This is a genomic window from Arthrobacter koreensis (genome assembly GCF_035792275.1).
GTDB lineage: Bacteria > Actinomycetota > Actinomycetes > Actinomycetales > Micrococcaceae > Arthrobacter_B > Arthrobacter_B koreensis_A.
This window is the reverse complement of sequence record NZ_JAMWKK010000004.1, coordinates 273,832-291,300: the sequence shown is the minus strand read 5'-3', so window position 1 is coordinate 291,300 and position 17,469 is coordinate 273,832. Positions and strand designations below refer to the sequence as shown.

The 17,469-nt window shown below is 66.5% G+C and carries 18 protein-coding genes; 9 read left to right on the top strand and 9 right to left on the bottom strand.

Features of this window, described 5'->3' with window-relative positions:
• Positions 1–20: 20 nt before the first annotated feature.
• The 3 genes from NGB94_RS06290 (at position 21) to NGB94_RS06280 (ending at position 1,751) form a co-directional block, all read left to right on the top strand.
• Complete coding sequence (locus NGB94_RS06290; protein ID WP_418910588.1) at positions 21–104, top strand: integrase core domain-containing protein; 84 nt, start codon at positions 21–23, stop codon at positions 102–104.
• Between the two features lie 66 nt (positions 105–170).
• Positions 171–872 (top strand): type 1 glutamine amidotransferase domain-containing protein, encoded by a 702-nt coding sequence (locus NGB94_RS06285; RefSeq protein WP_325789755.1) that lies wholly within the window; start codon positions 171–173, stop codon positions 870–872.
• Between the two features lie 36 nt (positions 873–908).
• Positions 909–1,751, top strand: coding sequence for an SDR family oxidoreductase (locus tag NGB94_RS06280; RefSeq protein ID WP_325789754.1), 843 nt, complete (start codon positions 909–911; stop codon positions 1,749–1,751).
• A 542-nt stretch (positions 1,752–2,293) separates the two neighbouring features.
• On the opposite strand, the gene NGB94_RS06275 is transcribed toward NGB94_RS06280, so the two are convergent.
• The 5 genes from NGB94_RS06275 to NGB94_RS06255 all read right to left on the bottom strand — a co-directional run bounded on the left by NGB94_RS06275 (position 2,294) and on the right by NGB94_RS06255 (position 8,515).
• On the bottom strand, positions 2,294–3,760 hold the full coding sequence (locus NGB94_RS06275; RefSeq protein ID WP_325789753.1) for an amidase: 1,467 nt from the start codon (positions 3,758–3,760) through the stop codon (positions 2,294–2,296).
• A complete protein-coding gene (locus tag NGB94_RS06270) occupies positions 3,757–5,016 on the bottom strand; it encodes a M20 family metallo-hydrolase (protein ID WP_325789752.1) in 1,260 nt (419 codons plus the stop codon). The genes NGB94_RS06275 and NGB94_RS06270 overlap by 4 nt, the downstream gene beginning before the upstream one ends.
• Positions 5,017–5,072: 56 nt before the next feature.
• Positions 5,073–6,416 (bottom strand): MFS transporter, encoded by a 1,344-nt coding sequence (locus NGB94_RS06265; RefSeq protein ID WP_325789751.1) that lies wholly within the window; start codon positions 6,414–6,416, stop codon positions 5,073–5,075.
• Between the two features lie 328 nt (positions 6,417–6,744).
• Entirely contained in the window at positions 6,745–7,659 is a 915-nt protein-coding gene (locus tag NGB94_RS06260; protein ID WP_325789750.1) for a LysR family transcriptional regulator, read from the bottom strand.
• Positions 7,660–7,828: 169 nt separating this feature from the next.
• Positions 7,829–8,515: a DUF2848 domain-containing protein gene (locus tag NGB94_RS06255; RefSeq protein ID WP_325789749.1), complete on the bottom strand. Its 687-nt coding sequence runs from the start codon at positions 8,513–8,515 to the stop codon at positions 7,829–7,831.
• A gap of 138 nt (positions 8,516–8,653) precedes the next feature.
• On the opposite strand from NGB94_RS06255, the gene NGB94_RS06250 reads away from it, so the two are divergent.
• A complete protein-coding gene (locus tag NGB94_RS06250; RefSeq protein ID WP_325789748.1) occupies positions 8,654–10,012 on the top strand; it encodes an MFS transporter in 1,359 nt (452 codons plus the stop codon).
• Here the strand turns inward: NGB94_RS06250 and NGB94_RS06245 are convergent.
• On the bottom strand, positions 10,009–10,665 hold the full coding sequence (locus NGB94_RS06245; protein ID WP_325789747.1) for a GntR family transcriptional regulator: 657 nt from the start codon (positions 10,663–10,665) through the stop codon (positions 10,009–10,011). The genes NGB94_RS06250 and NGB94_RS06245 overlap by 4 nt on opposite strands.
• Positions 10,666–10,696: 31 nt before the next feature.
• Between NGB94_RS06245 and NGB94_RS06240 the strand changes: the two genes are divergently transcribed.
• The gene (locus NGB94_RS06240) at positions 10,697–11,500 is read left to right on the top strand and encodes a carbon-nitrogen hydrolase family protein (protein ID WP_325789746.1); all 804 of its coding nucleotides are present in this window, start codon (positions 10,697–10,699) and stop codon (positions 11,498–11,500) included.
• Between the two features lie 71 nt (positions 11,501–11,571).
• On the opposite strand, the gene NGB94_RS06235 is transcribed toward NGB94_RS06240, so the two are convergent.
• Both NGB94_RS06235 and NGB94_RS06230 read right to left on the bottom strand, forming a co-directional pair.
• The gene (locus NGB94_RS06235) at positions 11,572–12,027 is read right to left on the bottom strand and encodes a DUF3817 domain-containing protein (RefSeq protein WP_325789745.1); all 456 of its coding nucleotides are present in this window, start codon (positions 12,025–12,027) and stop codon (positions 11,572–11,574) included.
• Between the two features lie 77 nt (positions 12,028–12,104).
• On the bottom strand, positions 12,105–12,905 hold the full coding sequence (locus tag NGB94_RS06230; protein WP_325789744.1) for a nitrilase-related carbon-nitrogen hydrolase: 801 nt from the start codon (positions 12,903–12,905) through the stop codon (positions 12,105–12,107).
• Positions 12,906–13,049: 144 nt separating this feature from the next.
• Between NGB94_RS06230 and NGB94_RS06225 the strand changes: the two genes are divergently transcribed.
• The 4 genes from NGB94_RS06225 to NGB94_RS06210 are packed head-to-tail and all read left to right on the top strand — an operon-like array spanning position 13,050 to position 16,495.
• On the top strand, positions 13,050–13,220 hold the full coding sequence (locus NGB94_RS06225; protein WP_325789743.1) for a hypothetical protein: 171 nt from the start codon (positions 13,050–13,052) through the stop codon (positions 13,218–13,220).
• Positions 13,217–14,707, top strand: a complete 1,491-nt coding sequence (locus NGB94_RS06220; RefSeq protein WP_325789742.1) for a cytosine permease — start codon at positions 13,217–13,219, stop codon at positions 14,705–14,707. Before NGB94_RS06225 ends, NGB94_RS06220 begins: the two co-directional genes overlap by 4 nt.
• Positions 14,704–15,813: a Zn-dependent alcohol dehydrogenase gene (locus tag NGB94_RS06215; protein ID WP_325789741.1), complete on the top strand. Its 1,110-nt coding sequence runs from the start codon at positions 14,704–14,706 to the stop codon at positions 15,811–15,813. Before NGB94_RS06220 ends, NGB94_RS06215 begins: the two co-directional genes overlap by 4 nt.
• 22 nt (positions 15,814–15,835) lie before the next feature.
• The gene (locus tag NGB94_RS06210; protein WP_325789740.1) at positions 15,836–16,495 is read left to right on the top strand and encodes a TetR/AcrR family transcriptional regulator; all 660 of its coding nucleotides are present in this window, start codon (positions 15,836–15,838) and stop codon (positions 16,493–16,495) included.
• Here the strand turns inward: NGB94_RS06210 and NGB94_RS06205 are convergent.
• Positions 16,468–17,391 (bottom strand): DUF5996 family protein, encoded by a 924-nt coding sequence (locus NGB94_RS06205; RefSeq protein WP_325789739.1) that lies wholly within the window; start codon positions 17,389–17,391, stop codon positions 16,468–16,470. The two genes, NGB94_RS06210 and NGB94_RS06205, sit on opposite strands and share 28 nt — an antisense overlap.
• Positions 17,392–17,469: the final 78 nt, after the last annotated feature.

Genomic DNA, 17,469 nt, shown 5'->3' with positions numbered 1-17,469 from the left:
ACCAAGCCCGCACCGATGCCCTGCAACCGTGGCTAGACTTCTACAACCACCAACGCCCACACAGCAGCCTCGGAGGCAAAGCACCCATCACCCGGTGTAACTAACGTGCTGTCTCAGTACAGCTAGCCGCCTGGCTCCCGCCGCCTACACCCACAAAGGAAGGACCCTCCATGAACAACATCCTGATGGTTGTCTCCGCCGCCGATTCCCTCACCATGAAGGACGGCTCCAAGCACCCCACCGGCTTCTGGGCCGAAGAACTGGTTGAATCGCACCGCACCCTGCTCGAAGCCGGGCACCGCATCACCTTCGCCACCCCAGGCGCCAAGGCCCCCACCGTGGACCAGATCAGCCTGCAGCCCGACCAGGCCGGCGGCGAAGAAAAGGCGGCCGCACTGAAGGCCTACCTGGAGGAACTGCGTCCGGAACTCAGCTCGCCCATGGCACTGGCCGACGTCGCGCCCCTGGAGTACGACGCCGTCGTGATCCCGGGCGGGCACGGCCCCATGGCGGATCTGGCCACCGACTGGGACATGGGACGGATCCTGATTGCCGCGAACGACGCAGGCATGCTGATCGCCCCGTTCTGCCACGGCCCGGCAGCACTGCTCAGCGCCGAAACCCCCGAAACCGGGTTCGCGTTCTCCGGCCGCCGGCTCACCGTCTTCACCAACGAAGAGGAACTGAACGGCGGAACCGGCGAGAACACCCCCTGGATGGTTGCCGATGCCCTGGCGGAAAAGGGTGCCATCGTGGACGCCGGTCCGGCGTGGGAAAGCTTCGTGGTCACGGACGGCAACCTGATCACCGGCCAGAACCCGCAGTCCAGTGTTGACGTGGCCCGCCAGGTGCTCGCGTCCCTGCCGGACTAATGTCCGGCCCCACCGGATCTTTGGCAGACTAAAGCCATGACTGTCCTGATTGCCGGCTGCGGCGACCTGGGCACGGAAGCCGGCCTGCGGTTCGCCGCGGCCGGCTTTTCCGTGCTGGGCTGGCGCCGTTCCCCCGAGAAGATTCCCGCTCCCCTGTCCGGCCAGCGCGCCGACCTGACCGGCGAGCTGCCCGCTGTTCCGGCCGACACTGAAATCGTGGTGATTTCAACGGCCGCCCGGGAACGCACCGAGGATGCCTACCGGTCCGCCTACGTCGACGGCACGGCCAATGTCCTGGCTGCCCTGGAGCGCGACGGCGTTCGGCCGCGGCGGATCCTGTTTGTCTCCTCCACCGCCGTGTACGGGGACGCCGCGGGAGGCTGGCTGGATGAAGACTCCCCTACCGCGCCCGCGTCGGTGACCGGCGCCGTCATCCGTGAGGCCGAGGACCTGCTGCATTCACGCCGTCCTGATGCGGTTGTGCTGCGGCTGGCCGGCATTTACGGGCCCGGGCGCACCCGGCTGATTGACCAGGTCCGCGCCGGAGCGCCTGATCCCGGGCCGGGGCAGCTGACCAACCGGATCCACCGGGACGACGCCGCCGCGGCAATTGTCCACCTGACCACAGTCGCCGCTGACCCCGTTCCCGTCTACCTGGGCGTCGACAACGAACCGGTGGAGCAGCGCGAGGTGCTGGCGTTCCTGGCCGGTGAGCTCGGGACGGAGCTGTCTGCCGGTGAACCCGGCCGGTCGACCCGCGGCGGAAACCGGCGCCTGTCCAACGCCCGGCTGCGTTCCACCGGATTCGAGTTCACTTACCCGACGTTCCGGGAAGGCTACCGGGCGGTGCTGGCCGGGGACGGCGTGCGGCACGGCTGAGCGGTGTGTCCCGGTATATTCCAGCGCGCATGCCGGCGGCGTGTGGCGCGCCCGGACAGTATTCCGAGCCGCATCCTGCCGGCGGGGTGTTGGCCCGGACACTTCCGAGCCGGGGCCTGACTGAGCTGGGCCTAGTCCTGGGCGGCGTTCCGGATCTGGGCAGCGTTCCGGGTTGGCGTCCAGGACGAGGCGCCTGAGCCTCGCTTAGGCCTCGCGTAGGCACGAGCTTCCTCCACTTTGGGACTTCCCTGCCGGTTCGGGACATACCTGCCACGGCGCCGCGCGGGAAAGTCCCAATCTGGCAGGCTTGTCCCAAACCGGAGGGATCGGCACCCGGTTTGAAGTCCCAAACCGAAGGGACGTCCCAAACCGGAGGGATCAAGCCCCTCGCACGGCGCCCAAACCGGAGGCATGCCCCAACCCGGAGCGATCAGACCCGGCACAAGTCCCAAACCGGAGGGACATCCCGAACCGGAGGGACGTCCCTAACCCGAGGGACATCCCAAACCGGAGGGATCGACGCCGCAGCAGGCTACGCCGCCCTAGAGCTGCGGGTACCGTCCCGCCCAGGGCCGGAGCACCTCGACGGCTGCACCGGCACGGAACACGGATTCCTCCTCGAAGGGATGCCCCACCAGCTGCACGCCGGTGGGCACGCCGTCAGCACCGAAACCGGACGGCACCGCCAGGACCGGGCAGCGGTTGGTGATGTTGAACGGCGCCGTGAGGTGGGCCTCCCAGTAATGCTGCAACCGGGTTCCGGCCACTGAGATCCCGTCCAGGTAGTCCGCATCCGCGGCCAGCGAACCGGCTCCCGAGGTGGGGCAGAGAAGTATGTCGAAGCCGTCCATCGCAGCGGCCAGCTCAGCCTGCATTTTCGCTTCGGCTTCCAGGCCCTCCACGAGGGAGCTGCGCTGCGCCGCGGCACGGGCATCGGCCATGAAACGGCGGGTGTAGGCGGCGAGTGATTCCTGGTCGCCCGCGGTGGCGGCCTCCATGGCAGGTCCCAGGATGTGGCCAAAGTGGGTGAAGATGGTGTCCCGGATGCCGGCGGTCGTCCAGGGAAGAACTACTTCCTCCACCACGGCTCCGGCTGCCTGCAGTGCCGCCGCGACGGCCCGGGTATTGGCTTCGACGGCATCATCCAGCGGGTAGGTCCCCAGCCGCAGGCACAGCGCCACCCGAAGCCCGGCCACATTCCCGGCGTCGGGATAGTCCAGCGGCAGCGTGCCCGGTCCGCCGTAGGAAGCGTGGTCCCCCGGGTGCCGGCCGGACATCACATTGGCCAGCAGTGCGGTATCCGCAACGGTGCGTGCCATGGGTCCGTCTCCCCGGTACCAGTCGGCGGAAAGCGGTGCCAGCCCGGGAATCCTTCCGTACGGGGCCTTGTATCCCACGGTGCCGGTGAAGGCGGCGGGCAGCCGGGTTGAACCCGCGATGTCCGACGCCGTTGCCAGCGGAGCCAGCCCGGCCGCCAATGCGGCTCCCGCACCGCCGGAGGATCCGCCCGGAGACCGCTCAGGGTTCCAGGGATTGCGCGTCACACCCCACATGGGACTGTGGGTCACCGTGGCGCAGCTGAACTCCGGCGACGTGCTGCGGGCGTGCACGATTCCGCCTGCCGCACGGATGCGTTCCACCACGGGATGGTCGGCAGTTGCCGTCCGCCCCGTATGGGAGAGCAGCCCCTGGGTGAAGCTGCGTCCGGCAAGGCCGTGCTTCTCTTTGGTCACCACGGGCAGTCCCAGGAGCGGGCGGTCTGAGGTGTCTCCTCCCCGCCCGTACTCGGCTTCCGCTTCCCGCGCCAGCAGCATCGCGTCGTCGAACATTGTCTCGGTGAGCGCGTTCACCGCCGGGTTAGCGGCCTCCGTGCGGTCCATGACGGACTGGAGCAGTTCCACCGGCGAGAGGTTCCCGCTCCGGAACAGCCTCAGCGCCGCAACGGCGTCGAGGTAGTGCAGCGGCGTGCGCGGCGCCGCATCCGTTCGGCCGGTCACAGCTGCACTCATGCCGCCGGCCCCGTGGCCTGGTCCGTCAGGGCGCCGTGTACCAGCTTCCAGCCGAGCTCGGTGAGCGCGTCCAGTCCGGCAACCATGTCCTCGTCACGGGTGAATTCGCGTTCGCAGTGCGAGACGCCGTCCACCGAGGGGATGAACATCATGACCGTGGGGGCGATGCGGTTCAGCGCCACGGAATCGTGGCCGGCCATGGTCTGGATTCTCCGGATTCCCAGTCCCAGCTCGGCCGCGACCTTTTCTGCCAGCTCGAGGCCTTCTTCCGGGTAGTACTGGATCCCGCGGATATCGAAATCGTTCACGTTGATGGTGATGTCATGTTCCCGGGCGATCGCATCAATGTCCGCCAGCAGTGACGCCCGGGCTTCGCTCACGATTTCCGGCGACGCTGAGCGCAGGTCTGCGACGAGGTGGACCCGGCGGGCGACGACGATCGGTGAGTTCGGCTCCAGCGTCATCCGGCCAACCGAGGACACCAGCGCTTCCTCGGCGAACTTCTTCGTCACGTCGTGGACGAGCAGAACCACTTTGGACGCCGCCACCAGGGCATCATGGCGGTCTGCCATGGCAGTTGCCCCGGTGTGCGACTGTTCGCCGAGCACCTCAATGTCCAGCTTCTGGGTGTACCAGGAATAGTCGACGGCGCCCAGCGGCAGCTGCTCGCGCTCCAGGATCCGGCCCTGCTCAATATGGATCTCCGCGTAGCTGGCCACCTCCGGCCGCGGATCCGTACCGAGGTAGCCGATGCCGGAGAGTGCTTCCTGGACGGAGACGCCGGCGAGGTCGCGGACCTGCAGCATGGCGTCCTCGTCCATGAGCCCGGCGAACACGGAACTGCCCATGATGGACGGCGCGAACCGCCCGCCTTCCTCGTTGAACCAGTTCACGGCCGCCAGGTTGAAGACCGGTGTCCCGCCGGCAGCCTGCAGGCGTTCGGTGATCCGGGACGCTGCGTGCAGGCCGGCGATCACGCCGTACGCGCCGTCGAACCGGCCGCCCAGCGGCTGGCTGTCCAGGTGGGAGCCAACCAGGACGTACGGTGCGCCGGGAACCAGCTCGATCAGCGCGAACATGTTGCCGATCCCGTCCACGCGCACCTCCCAGCCGCGGGCCTCGGCGTAGGCGGCAAACCAGTCCCTGGTCTGCTTGTCTTCAGCGGTGGCTGCTTGCCGGTCGACGCCGTTGGCTTCGGTGGCGCCAATGGCGGCGACGTCGTGGAAATCCTTCAGGAAGGCCTGGGGTGAAGTCATGGTTCTTTCCTTTGAGTCAGGCGGGTGGTGCGGTCCGTGCGGCAGTGCAGGCCCGATCAGCCCATGCGGCCGCGGGTTTCCGGAACCCGTGTGAGTGTGAGCAGCAGGAGCACGATCACGGCTGCGGCACTCATGTAGAAGCCGGGCGAGTACGCCACGTCCGTCGCGGCAACCAGGGCGGTGCCGACGAACGGCGCGGTCCCGCCGAAGATGGCGTAGGCAACGTTGTAGCTGATGGCTGCGGAGGTAAAGCGGGTCTTGGTGGTGAAGATTTCCACGAAGAACGTGTAGCAGCCGCCGCCGTAGATGCAGAGCGGAATGACGAAGAGCAGCTGGCCCAGAATGGCGAGTCCCAGGACGCCGCTGGTCACCAGCATGAAGCAGGGAACCGCGAAGACGGCCAGTGCTGCCGAGCCGGCAATCAGCATGGGCTTGCGGCCTACCCGGTCGCCGATGATTCCGCCGATTGGCAGGAGCAGTGCGTAGAACGCCATGGCTGCCGCGTTGGCGAGCAGCGACTGGTCACGGCTGAGGTTTCCGGTGGTCTGGACGTAGGAGACGAAGTATCCGGAGAGGAAGTAGAAGCCCATGGCGGTGAGGCCCATGACGAAGATGACCTGCAGCATGCGGACCTTGTTGGTGCGGAAGGTCTCGCGGATGGGGCTGTATTCCTTGGTCTCGTTCTTGGCCAGGACTGCCTTGAAGACTTCGCTTTCTTCGGTCTTGGCGCGGATCCAGAGACCGAACAGGGACAGCGGCAGCGCCAGCAGGAACGGAATGCGCCAGCCCCAGCTCTGGAAGTCGGCGTCGCTCATCGACTGGCTCAGGATCAGGATCAGCGTTCCGGCAACTACGGAGGGCAGCGCTGTCGCGGCGAGGGTGATGTTCAGCCAGAAGCCGCGGCGGTTTGCCGGTGCGTGTTCAAAGACAAACGACGGCGCCCCAACCGACTCGCCGCCGGCCGAGAAACCCTGGACCAGGCGGCAAAGCACCAGCAGGGCCGGAGCCAGGGCACCGATGGTGGCGTAGGTGGGAAGCAGGCCGATGGCGGCGGTCGCCGCACCGATGGACACAAGCGTGATGTAGAGGACCCTTCGCCGGCCGATCTTGTCGCCCAGGGCACCGAAGAACAGGCCGCCGAGCGGCCGGATCAGGAAGGCGACGCCGAAGGTGGCGAAGGTGGACAGCAGCCCGATGAAGGCGCTTTCGCTGGGGAAGAAGAGCTGCGAGAGAACCACGGCGGAGAGGCCGTAGAGGGCGAAGTCGTAGAACTCGATGAACTGGCCAACGCTGCCGCCGGCCAGGACACGCTTCTGCATGCCTGTAATGCGGGGCTTGGCACCTTCCGCCGGAGCGGACTGGACACTGGTGTCGTGCTGAGTCACTTCGTTCGTAGTCATGAGTGCCACCGTACGCATCCCGGGTTTAGGCGCCGTTGCCCGCGGTTTCCGGAACGTAACGTCTGGCTGGACCTTGTGTCGGCAGGGTTTCCCGCGGCCGGTCCGGGCTCCGCGGACTGTGTTACACCGCGGAAACGTGGTTCTGAACTGTTCAACTGCACTCCTGGGGGTCAGCGCCGGTCAGCGGCCGCGATCTCCGCGTCGTTGCGGGGATCCACGGCCACCTGCCGGCAGGGCAGAGATGATGATGGCTCCACTCTGGTGACCTGCGTCACAGATGTCCAGTTGATGTTTATGAAGGCTTCGATCGATATTTCCGATGCGAGGATCAGTTCCCCGCGCCGTAAAGCCGTCCGCAGACTGCTTCGAAAGCCAGGGCGCGCCGGGTGGGGCGGACGCCGGCCGGGCGGACCAGCATTACTTCGATCCCGGGTACGTCATCGGTCAGGCGAAGGGGAACAACCCTGCCGCCGGCGTAGGTCTGGTCATGGTGAAGCCGCTGGTTCAGCACGGAGTAGCCGTGCCCGCGGCCGACGAAAGACCGTACCGTTTCGTAGCCGGAGGCACGGTGGCGGATCTTCGGCCGCACCCCGGCGGCGGCAAACAGGCTCATGAAATATTCGCGGGTGTGCGGCAGGTCCAGCAGGATCATCGGTTCGTCTTCGAGCTGCGCCAGGGACACCTCGCCGTCCGGGCTCGCGGCGAGCGGGTGGCACTCCGCAACGAGCACGTGGGCGGTTATCCGCTCCACCACTTTGGTGGTGAAGCCTTCATCCAGTCCCAGGCCGTACATCAGCGCGAGTTCGCATTCGCCTTCCAGCAGCGAGCGGCGCAGGTACTCCTGGTCCCCTTCCAGGAAGGAGATCTGCACTTCCGGGTGGGCCGTTTCGAAGGCCTGGAGGATCACCGGGGCGCGGAAGGGTGCCAGCGGAGCGAAGACCCCCACGCGCAGCTCACCGGTGAGCACCTCCGAGTAGCCGCGCGCCGCTTCATACAGCGCATCGGCTTCTTCCAGGAACGGTGCCAGGTCCTTGGCAAACTGCCGGCCCGGAGCGGTGAGCCGCATTCCCCGCTGGCGGCCACGGATAAAGAGCTGGACGTCGAGGTCCCTCTCGAGCTGCGAGATCGCCGCAGAGAGCGCGGACTGGGTGACATTGAGTTCCCGGGATGCGGCGGTCATGCTCTCTGCCGCCGCCACTGCCGAGAAGTACCGCAGCTGCACCAGGGTAAACGGTTTGGCCATGCGCCTATCCTGCCAGCCCCGGCGTCCCGCGGTGCGGTCCGTGACATGGGTGCACGACGCCGGTGGACGGCAGCTGCCCGCGGCGTGCGGACGCACGGGCATCCTGGCATACGGGCATGCGGGCACGGCCGCCCAGAGGGTGCTGCCGGCCGTGCCCTGCCTGCGGAGGTCAGCCGATCGGTTCTGCCATCCGGCGCACGCCGTAGCTCAGTGAGAGGACGTCGCCGGTGACCGGATCGGACATTTCGACCTTCCAGCTGCGGGCAAACTGGTCCACACCGTGCAACATGGCGACGGTTCCGGAAATCAGGACGGTTCCGGGCTTGTCCAGGCCGCGTTCGGCCAGGATTCCCAGCCAGTAGTCCGGCGTCAGCAGGGCGGCCAGGGAGCTGTCCTGGATCAGCGTGTCCGGCTCCTCGCCCGCACCCACCCAGGCTTTCAGCGTGATCTCGTCCAGGTGGTCCCGAACGTCGTCCAGCCGCCAGGCGCGGCGGCCGAGGACATCCGGGCTGGCGTTCTTGCTCCAGGCCACGCCGTGGACTTCAAGGTTCCGGTCCGTGTGGTCGCAGGCCACGGTGAGCAGGGTTCCGGCGTCGCTGATAACCAGCGCCCATTCTGCCTCTCCCGAAGTCTTGCCGTGCTGCACGCTGACTTCCCCGACCTGCTGGGCGAGGTACGGGGAGACCGGGTATAGGGCCGGGGTCACGGACGGGCCGGGGACACCCAGCTCTGCCAACTCCTTGATGTGCGCCTGGACTTCGTCCTGTTCCCGGCCCGCGTAGCCGGCATTCAGCAGGTGCTTGACGTCCACGGCAACAGCGGTACCGTCCGGAAGTTCAAAATTCAGCAGTGTCATGATGTGGCCCTTCGGAAAAGAGATTTAACAAACCGGAAATGGAAACCCTCGCCAATCTACATCAAGTATGCGTAATGTATACATCGTCCACACAAGTGGCCCGCATCACTGCCGCCCATACCCCGGAGGTCCCACAACGTGACAACCAGCCCCGCACCCGGCGCCAGCCGGCCGCCGAAACCGCCCACGCCGGAGAAGCCCGCAGGCCTCTACAAGGCCTTTGCCGCCAGCCTCACGGGCACTGCCCTTGAGTGGTATGACTTCGCGGTGTACTCCGCCGCCGCAGCCGTTGTCTTTCCGATCATCTTTTTCCCGTCCTCGGATCCGCTGACGGGAACCATCCTCGCGTTCTCCACCTACGCCGTCGGCTACGTCTCCCGTCCGGTGGGCGGAGTGGTCTTTGGCCGGCTCGGCGACCGCATCGGCAGGAAGAAGGTGCTGGTCGCAACGCTGATGATCATTGGTGTTGCAACGGTGCTGATCGGCATCCTCCCCGGCTACGGCACTCTCGGCATCGCCGCGCCCCTGATCCTGGTGCTGCTGCGGTTCGCTCAGGGAGTGGGCGTGGGCGGCGAATGGGGCGGCGCCGTCCTGCTCTCCAGCGAATACGGCGATCCGAAACGGCGCGGGTTCTGGGCCTCGGCTGCCCAGGTTGGCCCGCCTGCCGGCAACCTGATGGCGAACGGCGCCCTGGCCATCCTCACCGTTGCCATGTCCGAGGATGCCTTTATCAGCTACGGCTGGCGCATCGCCTTCCTGTTCTCCGCCGTCCTGGTTGGATTCGGACTCTGGATCCGCCTGAAGCTCGAGGACACCCCGGTCTTCAAGGCAATCGAGGCCCACGGCGACCGACCCCAGGCACCGGTCAAGGAAGTACTGACCACCCAGCTGCGCCCCCTCATCGCGGCCATCCTGAGCCGGGTTGGACCGGACGTGCTCTACGCGCTCTTCACCGTCTTCACGCTGACCTACGGCATCCAGTTCCTGGGCTACGAGCGCAACCAGGTGCTCACGGCCGTCCTGATCGGCTCTGCCTTCCAGCTCATCACCATCCCCCTTGCGGGAGCGGTGTCGGACCGGATCAACCGGCGGCTGGTCTACGCTGCAGCGGCGGTGCTGGGAGCGGCCTGGACGTTCATCTTCTTCGGCGCGCTTGGCAGCAACAACCAGGCAGTGCTGATCATCGGAATCGTGCTCGGCTTGACCTGCCACTCATTTATGTACGGACCGCAGGCGGCCTTCGTCGTCGAGCAGTTCTCTCCGCGGCTTCGTTCGACGGGCAGCTCGCTGGCCTACACGTTCGCGGGCGTGATCGGCGGTGCAATCGCACCACTGATGTTCACCCTCCTGCTCAGCGAGTTTGGCAGCTGGGTGCCGGTTGCCGCCTACGTGGGCGTCGCCGGCGTGCTCACGCTGATCGGCCTCGCGCTGGGACGCGACCCGCACGGCACTGAAGATGAGGAATACCGCACCATGCTCGAGACCGAAAAGATCTAGCCGCGCAGCAGGAGGCCCAGCGTCACGTCCAGGTGGCGGCTGATGGCCTCCTGCGCCGCGCCGGCGTCCCCTGCGACGAGCGCATCGAGGATCTCCTGGTGCTCACCGCACACCTGGCGCCGGCGTCCGGAAGTGCGGAAAAGTGCTTCCACGCCCACAAGGACCTGCCGGACGTGGAGCTTGGCGTAGGTTCGGGAAATCAGTTCATTCCCCACTGCGTCCACCAGGAGCTGGTGGAAGGCGGCATCAAGCCGGATGAACTCGCGGGCACTCTCAGCGTCAAGCAGATCCGGCAGTCCCGCCTGTTCCTGCAGGGTGGATGCCATGGCGTCGCCGGGGACGGTGCCGGCACCGATGGTGTGGACAGCGGCGTGGCGTTCCAGCACACCGCGCAGTTCCATCAGCTCGGAAATCTGCCGGCCGGTGACCGCGGGAACGTAGGCACCACGCTGCGGAATCAGCTCCACCAGCCCGTCCGCCACCAGGAGCAGGAGCGCTTCACGGACGGGAGTCCGGGAGACGCCGATTTCAGCCGCCAGCTCCTGCTCATTGAGGAAACTCCCCTGGCGGGCCGGGTCAACCAGGATGTTCTCCCGCAGATAGGCATAGGCTTTTTCGCGGCTGGACGCAGCGGTCCCCGTAGTTTTAGGCATACATTATGTATACACAAGGAAAGGGATTCCCATGCGCATTGCGCTCGCCCAAGTTATCAGCAGTTCCAAACCGGCCTCCAACCTTGAGCTGATCCGTGACTACGCAGAACAGGCCAAAGCCGCCGGCGCCGGCCTGGTGGTGTTCCCGGAAGCGGCCATGTGCGCCTTCGGCAACCCCCTGGAGTCCGTGGCCGAGCCCCTGGACGGACCGTGGGCCTCCTCCGTCCGGACACTTGCCGCGGACCTCGGTATCACGATTGTGGCCGGCATGTTCACACCGGGCAGCGGGGGCCGGGTTCGCAACACCCTCCTGGTGACCGGCCCCGGCACCGAGACGTCCTACGACAAGATCCACCTGTTTGATGCCTTCGGCTTCGCCGAGTCCGATGCCGTCGACGGCGGCGAGGCGCCGGTAACGTTCAGCCACGGGGGCCTGACGTTTGGCCTGGCCACCTGCTACGACGTGCGTTTCCCGGCGCTCTTTACCGCCAACGCGCGGGCCGGTGCAGACGTAAATATCGTGTGTGCCTCATGGGGCGCCGGTCCCGGGAAGACCGAGCAGTGGGACCTGCTGGTCCGGGCCCGCGCGCTGGACAGCACCTCTTATGTCCTCGCCTGCGGCCAGGGCGACCCGGCTTCCCTCGGCCGGGCCCGGACCGGAACCGCACCCACCGGCGTCGGGCACAGTGCCGTCATCTCACCGCTGGGCGAAACACTGGCCTCCCTCGGTGAAGCGCCCGGACTGGCCGTCTACGACCTGGATCCCGCCATTCCGGCGGAGGTCCGCGAACGCCTCCCGGTGCTGGCCAACGCGAAGGATTTCACGCCGGCCTAGAGCCAGCCGCGCACAAAAAACGCACCGGCGGCTCCCCGAGGGGAACCGCCGGTGCGCATCCGGCTAAGTGCCTATCCCTTGGGGATGGGCGGACCGAGATAAAGCAGGATGGAAAAGACGACGGCGACTCCGGCCACGGCAACCAGCGCGGCGGCCACTGGCCGGCGCAGCACCAGGGCCTGGACCTTGTCCACGAAGTTCTTGGGTTCCTCGCCGCCCGGACCCAGCCGCCAGCCGCCGTCGAGCAGTCCGCGCTTATCGAGGGACTTTTCGAACGGGATGGTGGCCCAGGGAACGACGGCGAGCGCCACGCCCAGCACGCCGGTCGCTGCCGACCACTTCTGGTTGACCCAGACGAACACGGTCACGGCGGCGTAGGACAGGAACACAAAGCCGTGCAGTCCGCCGGCAACCGGGGTAAACGCTTCGTTGCCGAACGCGTACTTGGCCACCAGGGCCGCGATCAGGAGCGTCCACGTCACGGCCTCGGCGAAGGCCAGTGTAGTGAACAGCTTGCGGGGAGTCATGGAGCAATGCCGCCTTCCGAAGGGGGTTTGCCAACATTATGTCAGCATGGACCTGCCAGCCCCTAATTCGGCCAGCCCTACCGGTACAGCTCCGGACGCATGTCCTGGGCGTAGGTATTGATGCGCCGGGCACGCTGCACCTCGTCCGGGTGAATGTCCGTCAGCAGCAGCTCTTCTCCGTCCGCTGCCGCAGCTGCCAGCAGGGTGCCGTACGGCGAAGCGATGACACTGTTGCCGGTGAAACCGGGGCCGGAGTGGTTTGCATACGCAATGTAAACCCCGTTCTCCAGCGCGCGGGCCGGCACCAGCAGTGTTGAAATCCGTTCGGCGTTGTAGGTATGCAGGGGTTGCGGCCCGCCTACGTCTCCGGTGGCGGGCACCGCCGTCGGAATGCACAGCAGGTCAGCGCCTGCCCGGACCGCCGAACGGGCGTACTCCGGGAACTCGATGTCGTAGCAGATGCCCAGCGCCACGCGCAGGCCGCGGAAGTCCACGGCCCTGGGCATGCCGGCGCCGGGTGTGAATGCACTGCGTTCTTCATCCCCAAAGAGATGGGCCTTGCGGTAGCGCAGCAGCTCCGTCCCGGTTTCGTCAAAGAGCGAGGCGGAAATGAACCGGGTTCCGCCCTCGTCTTCCACGGTGGATGCGACGACGCCGATGCCTTCCTCGTCCGCGATCACCGAAAGCTCCTTCCGCAGCCCCGCGCCGTCGGACTCCGCAGCGCGTGCCGGCGCATAGCCGGAGGGGAAGAGTTCGGGCGTGACCAGCAGGTCTGCTCCCGCCTCAGCCGCGCGCACTGCCGCGCGCCGGATCAGTGCCAGATTCTCACCGGTGCCGCCCATGCGGGACACCGCCTGCAGCACAGCTATGCGGGCCATTCTTGCTCCTGTCCGGTGGTGCACCCGCCACGTCATGTGGTGGTCACAATCACAAAAACCGTTGACTCTTCCCATGATAGGCACAACCATGATCACCAAACCGAATGTCATTCGGTTATTCGTCTTTGTGAATTGAGGAGACACGTGGACCCGAATACTTCGCCCGGTGATGAGCTCGCCCGCCGCCTGCGCACCATAACTGAAGATGAGCATCAGGACCCGTCGCGCCGGGCCCTGACGAACCGCGAGCTCGCCGCCTACGCCGGCACTGCCGCGGCGCTGTGCCTGCTCGGCCTGCTGGTGATTCTGCTGTGAGCGGCGGCAAGCGCACCGCTGAACGGGATGACTCACGCGGGGCGAGCCTGGGCTCCTTTCCGCTGCTGAAGAGTGAACGCATCTGGAGCGGCGCGGAGTTCACCTGGGTGAACGTCTCGCTGGCCATCGCCACATGGGCCTTCCTGGTCGGAGGGTCCACCGCCCTGCTCGTCGGCTTCCAGCAGGGGCTGGCGGCAATGGTGATCGGCAACGCCATCGGACTGTCCTTTATGGTGCTGGCTTCGGTGGTTTCCAGCCAGCGCCACGGCGGCGAGCAGTACACCATGCTGCGCCCCGTGTTCGGCCTGGTGGGCGTGGGCATCCTGGTCTTCACGGTCATCCTGGTCACCGAGATGGGCTGGTCTTCCCTGCTCTCCATCATGGTGGGCCGCGCCGTCACCCAGGTCTCCAACGAAGCGTTCGGCACCGGTTTCGGCCCCGAGTCAGTGATGGTCACGGCGGTGGCGCTGCTGGCCATCGCGGCCGCCTGGTGGATCCTCTCCCGCGGCCCGGTCATGATCGGCCGGTTCAACAAATTCATCGCTCCCGGGCTGGTGGTCATCACAGCCGGCCTGATGGTCTTCCTGGTCCTCAACACTTCCTGGGAGACCCTGCTGACCGCGGCCCCGCTGGCACCCTTCGAGGACGAACGCCTGAACTTCATGCTTGCCGTGGAGTTCAACGCCGGCGTGGGCGTTTCCTGGTACCCGGTCATGGGTTCCCTGGCCAGGCTGACCAAGTCGCCCAAGGCAGCACTCTGGCCGGCATACGGAGGCCTTTTTGTTGCCACGATCATCGCCCAGATGGTGGGCATGGGGGCCGCGCTTACCCTCGGCGACTCCGATCCCACCGTGTGGATGCTGCCCTTTGGCGGTCCAATCCTCGGTGCGGCGATCCTGCTGTTCATCGCCTTCGCGAACATCACCAGCACCTCGTCGATTGTGTACTCGACCGTGCTGGCGCTGCGCCAGGCCAGTGGAAGCCTGCTGGCGAAGACACCGTGGCCGCTGCTCTGCGCGGGGTTCTTTGTCCTTCCGGCCATCCTGGCGTTCTTCCCCGGCTTTATGTACGACCAGTTCATGGTCTTCGTGACCATCAGCGGAGCTTTCCTCTCCGCCATGTGCGGTGCCATCATCGCCGACTACTTCGTCATGCGCCGGCAGCACATTAACCTGCCGGAGATCTTCCGGCCAGGCTCCGCCAGCCGCTACCACTTCTCCGGCGGACTCAACTGGGCCGGCCTGGCCGCAGTCGCCGCCGGGGCTGCTTTCTACCTGGCGATCTACAACCCGGTCACCCTGGATACGCTTCCGGTCTTCAGCTACACCACCGCGTCCCTGCCGGCAGCCCTGCTGGCCGCCGCGGTCTACTACGTGCTCGCGTCGCTGGCCTACCGGCGGCGAGGCCTGGGCGGCTTCCAGGACCGGCCGGCATCGCCCGCTGTCCCAGCTTTCACCGCAACACACCAGAGTAAGGACCACGCATGACATCCTCCGTCCGTAAAACCCGCGCAGCCGTCCATGACGGCACGTCAACGGCACTGGACATCCGCACCATCGAGATCGCCGCGCCGGGCCCCGGCACGGTGCTGGTTCGCCTGGGAGCCTCCGGCGTCTGCGGCTCCGACCGGCATGTGCTTGACGGCGACTGGCAGCTTCCCTCCCCCACGGTCATGGGCCACGAGGGGGCCGGCACCGTGGAGGCCATCGGCGAAGGCGTGGAAGACGTTGCCGTGGGCGACCATGTGATCCTGTCCTGGTTCTACCCGTGCCGGCGGTGCACGGCCTGCCTGTCGGGCCGCTCCTTCGTCTGCACCGGCAGCCGCTCCGAGGAATGCCTGCTGCCGGACGGCACCACCGCGCTGAGCGACGGCGGAACCCGGGTCTTCCCCTACCTCTCCGTCGGGTCGATGAGCGAGTACACCGTTGTCCCCGAATCGGCGGCGATCAAGGTTCCTGCGGAGGTGCCGTTCGACGTCGCCAGCCTGATCGGCTGCTCCATCGCCACCGGCTACGGCTCCGTAGTGAACGACGCCGCTGTCCAGGCCGGCCAGTCCGCCGTCGTCATCGGCACCGGCGGGGTGGGGCTGTCCATCATCATGGCGCTGAACCTGGTGGGCGCGAACCCCATCATCGCCGTCGATCTCAGCGACGAGAAGCTCGAGGCCGCCCGCGGCTTCGGGGCCACGCATACGCTGAAGCCAGGCGCCGACCTGGCTGCCCGTGTCCAGGAGATCACCGGTACCGGAGCGGACTTTGCGTTCGAGGCGATCGGCCGGGTGGAGACCATCGAATCCCTGCCCTGGCTCATCACCGCCGGAGGAAAGGCAGTCATCGTCGGCCTTCCCCCGCAGGATGCCCCGGTATCCATCGACGCGCTGGCGTTGGCGGAAAGCGGCAAGTCACTGATCGGCTCCAACTACGGTTCAACCGTGCCTGGCCGGGATTTCCCGCGGCTGGCGGAGCTCTACCTGGCCGGCAAACTGCCCGTGGACCGGCTGATCTCCCACCGGATTAAGCTGGACGACGTCAACGAGGCGTTTGACGCCATGCGCCGCGGAGAACGTGCCCGCAGCGTCATCGTGTTCGACTAGACCGGAAAACCCAAGGAGAACCATGGCCAGGCCCCGCACTCCCCTGCTGTCGCTGGAGAAGATCCACACGGGTGCGCTGGAGCTGGTGGACGAGCTGGGGGATTTCACGATCCCCCAGCTCGCACGGCGCCTTGGCGTGAGTCCTTCCTCGCTCTACCACCATGTGCAGGGCCGTCCCGAAATCATCAACGGGATGCGCTCAATCATCGGCGCCCAGGCGCTGGCCTCTGACGGCTTCCCGCCCGCGCAGGGGTCCTGGCAGGAGCAGGCGGCGGCCTGGACGAGGAACTACCGGAAGGTCCTGAGCCTGCATGCCAAGGCCATACCGCTCCTGGTCGGCGAAGCAGTGACCGACGCCCCCACCCTGGAAATCTACGAGCGCCTTGCCGTGCTGCTCGCCGGCGCAGGGTTCGACGACTCGCAGGTCATCCTGGGCATCTCCGTCCTGGACATCCTGTGCCTGGGATCGTCCGTGGATACAGCAGGGCCTTCCGCCGCCTGGCGGGCAGGAGCGGAAACGGAACCGGTACTGCACCGTGCGATGGACGGCAGCCGGTACCAGCACGGAGGCAGGTCGGATGCCGCTTTCGAGGCCGGGCTCTCGGCAGCCCTGGCTTACCTTTCTTCCCTGCCGCGCCCGGTACCTGTCGCCGCCTACCCCGCGGAGGACGCCGCAGGATAGGACAGCGGTTCAGTGATCCACTCAAGGTCTGCCCACCGGTCCATCCGCTGCACAATCTCGAAGCTGCTCCGGCACATATTCACTACGGCCTGCTCCGGATCCGGGTAGGAGAACGCGTCCTCCAGCGTCAGGATGAATTCGCTCATCTGCGGCCGGAACTCCGCGCGGTCGGGCCGCAGCATGGTGGCATAGCTCTCGATGCCGGAGAAGAACGGGTACGGCATGCCGAAGAACGCCGGCTTGGACATCTTCACGTCCCCGGGCCAGAATCCGTATTCAACGAACTTTTCGTCGAAGCAGTTCACTCCGATCACGTCGGTGCCGCTGTACGGAGCGGCCTGCCCGGCGAACACCGTTCCGGAGAGGTCCATGGTGCCGAACCAGAACTCGGGCATATCCACCTTGCCGCGGAACGGTGCCAGGAACCGGGACAGGCTGCGGTGGGCGAAGTGCAGGTTCTCCAGGTACGCCTCCACCGCGTGCCGGTCCCAGGAGGCGTGCTTGGTGTCCTCATCGAACGGAGTCTCGTCGTAGAACTCCTGCGGCGTGGTGTTGATCGCCGTCGGCATGCCGATGTAGTCCAGCGCGGCCATCAGCTGGGAATGGAAGTCCGCCACGCTCAGGCCGTCGCCGAGGGGAATCCGGGACTTGCCGCCGTCGGTGTTCTGCACGTCAACGTGGTGCTGGCGCAGGTTGAAGTAGATCTCGAAGCTGGATCCGTCTCCCGGGATGATTCCGGTGCCGATCCCGTCAATGGTCAGCGGCAGGCGCACATGGCCCCATTCGGGCCGTTTGTAGCTGCGTTCGACTTTGACCTTGCCTGCCATTTGGAGGAAGAGATGCAGGGTATCTGCCGTGTCCTGCCAGTCGGTGTAGTCCAGAATCCGCTTTTCCATGGGTATCGCCTCAGCTCGTCGGCGGTCAACGGGGTTCACTCGGCGGGGCGGGATGTTCCTCCAGTGTGAAACTCCGCC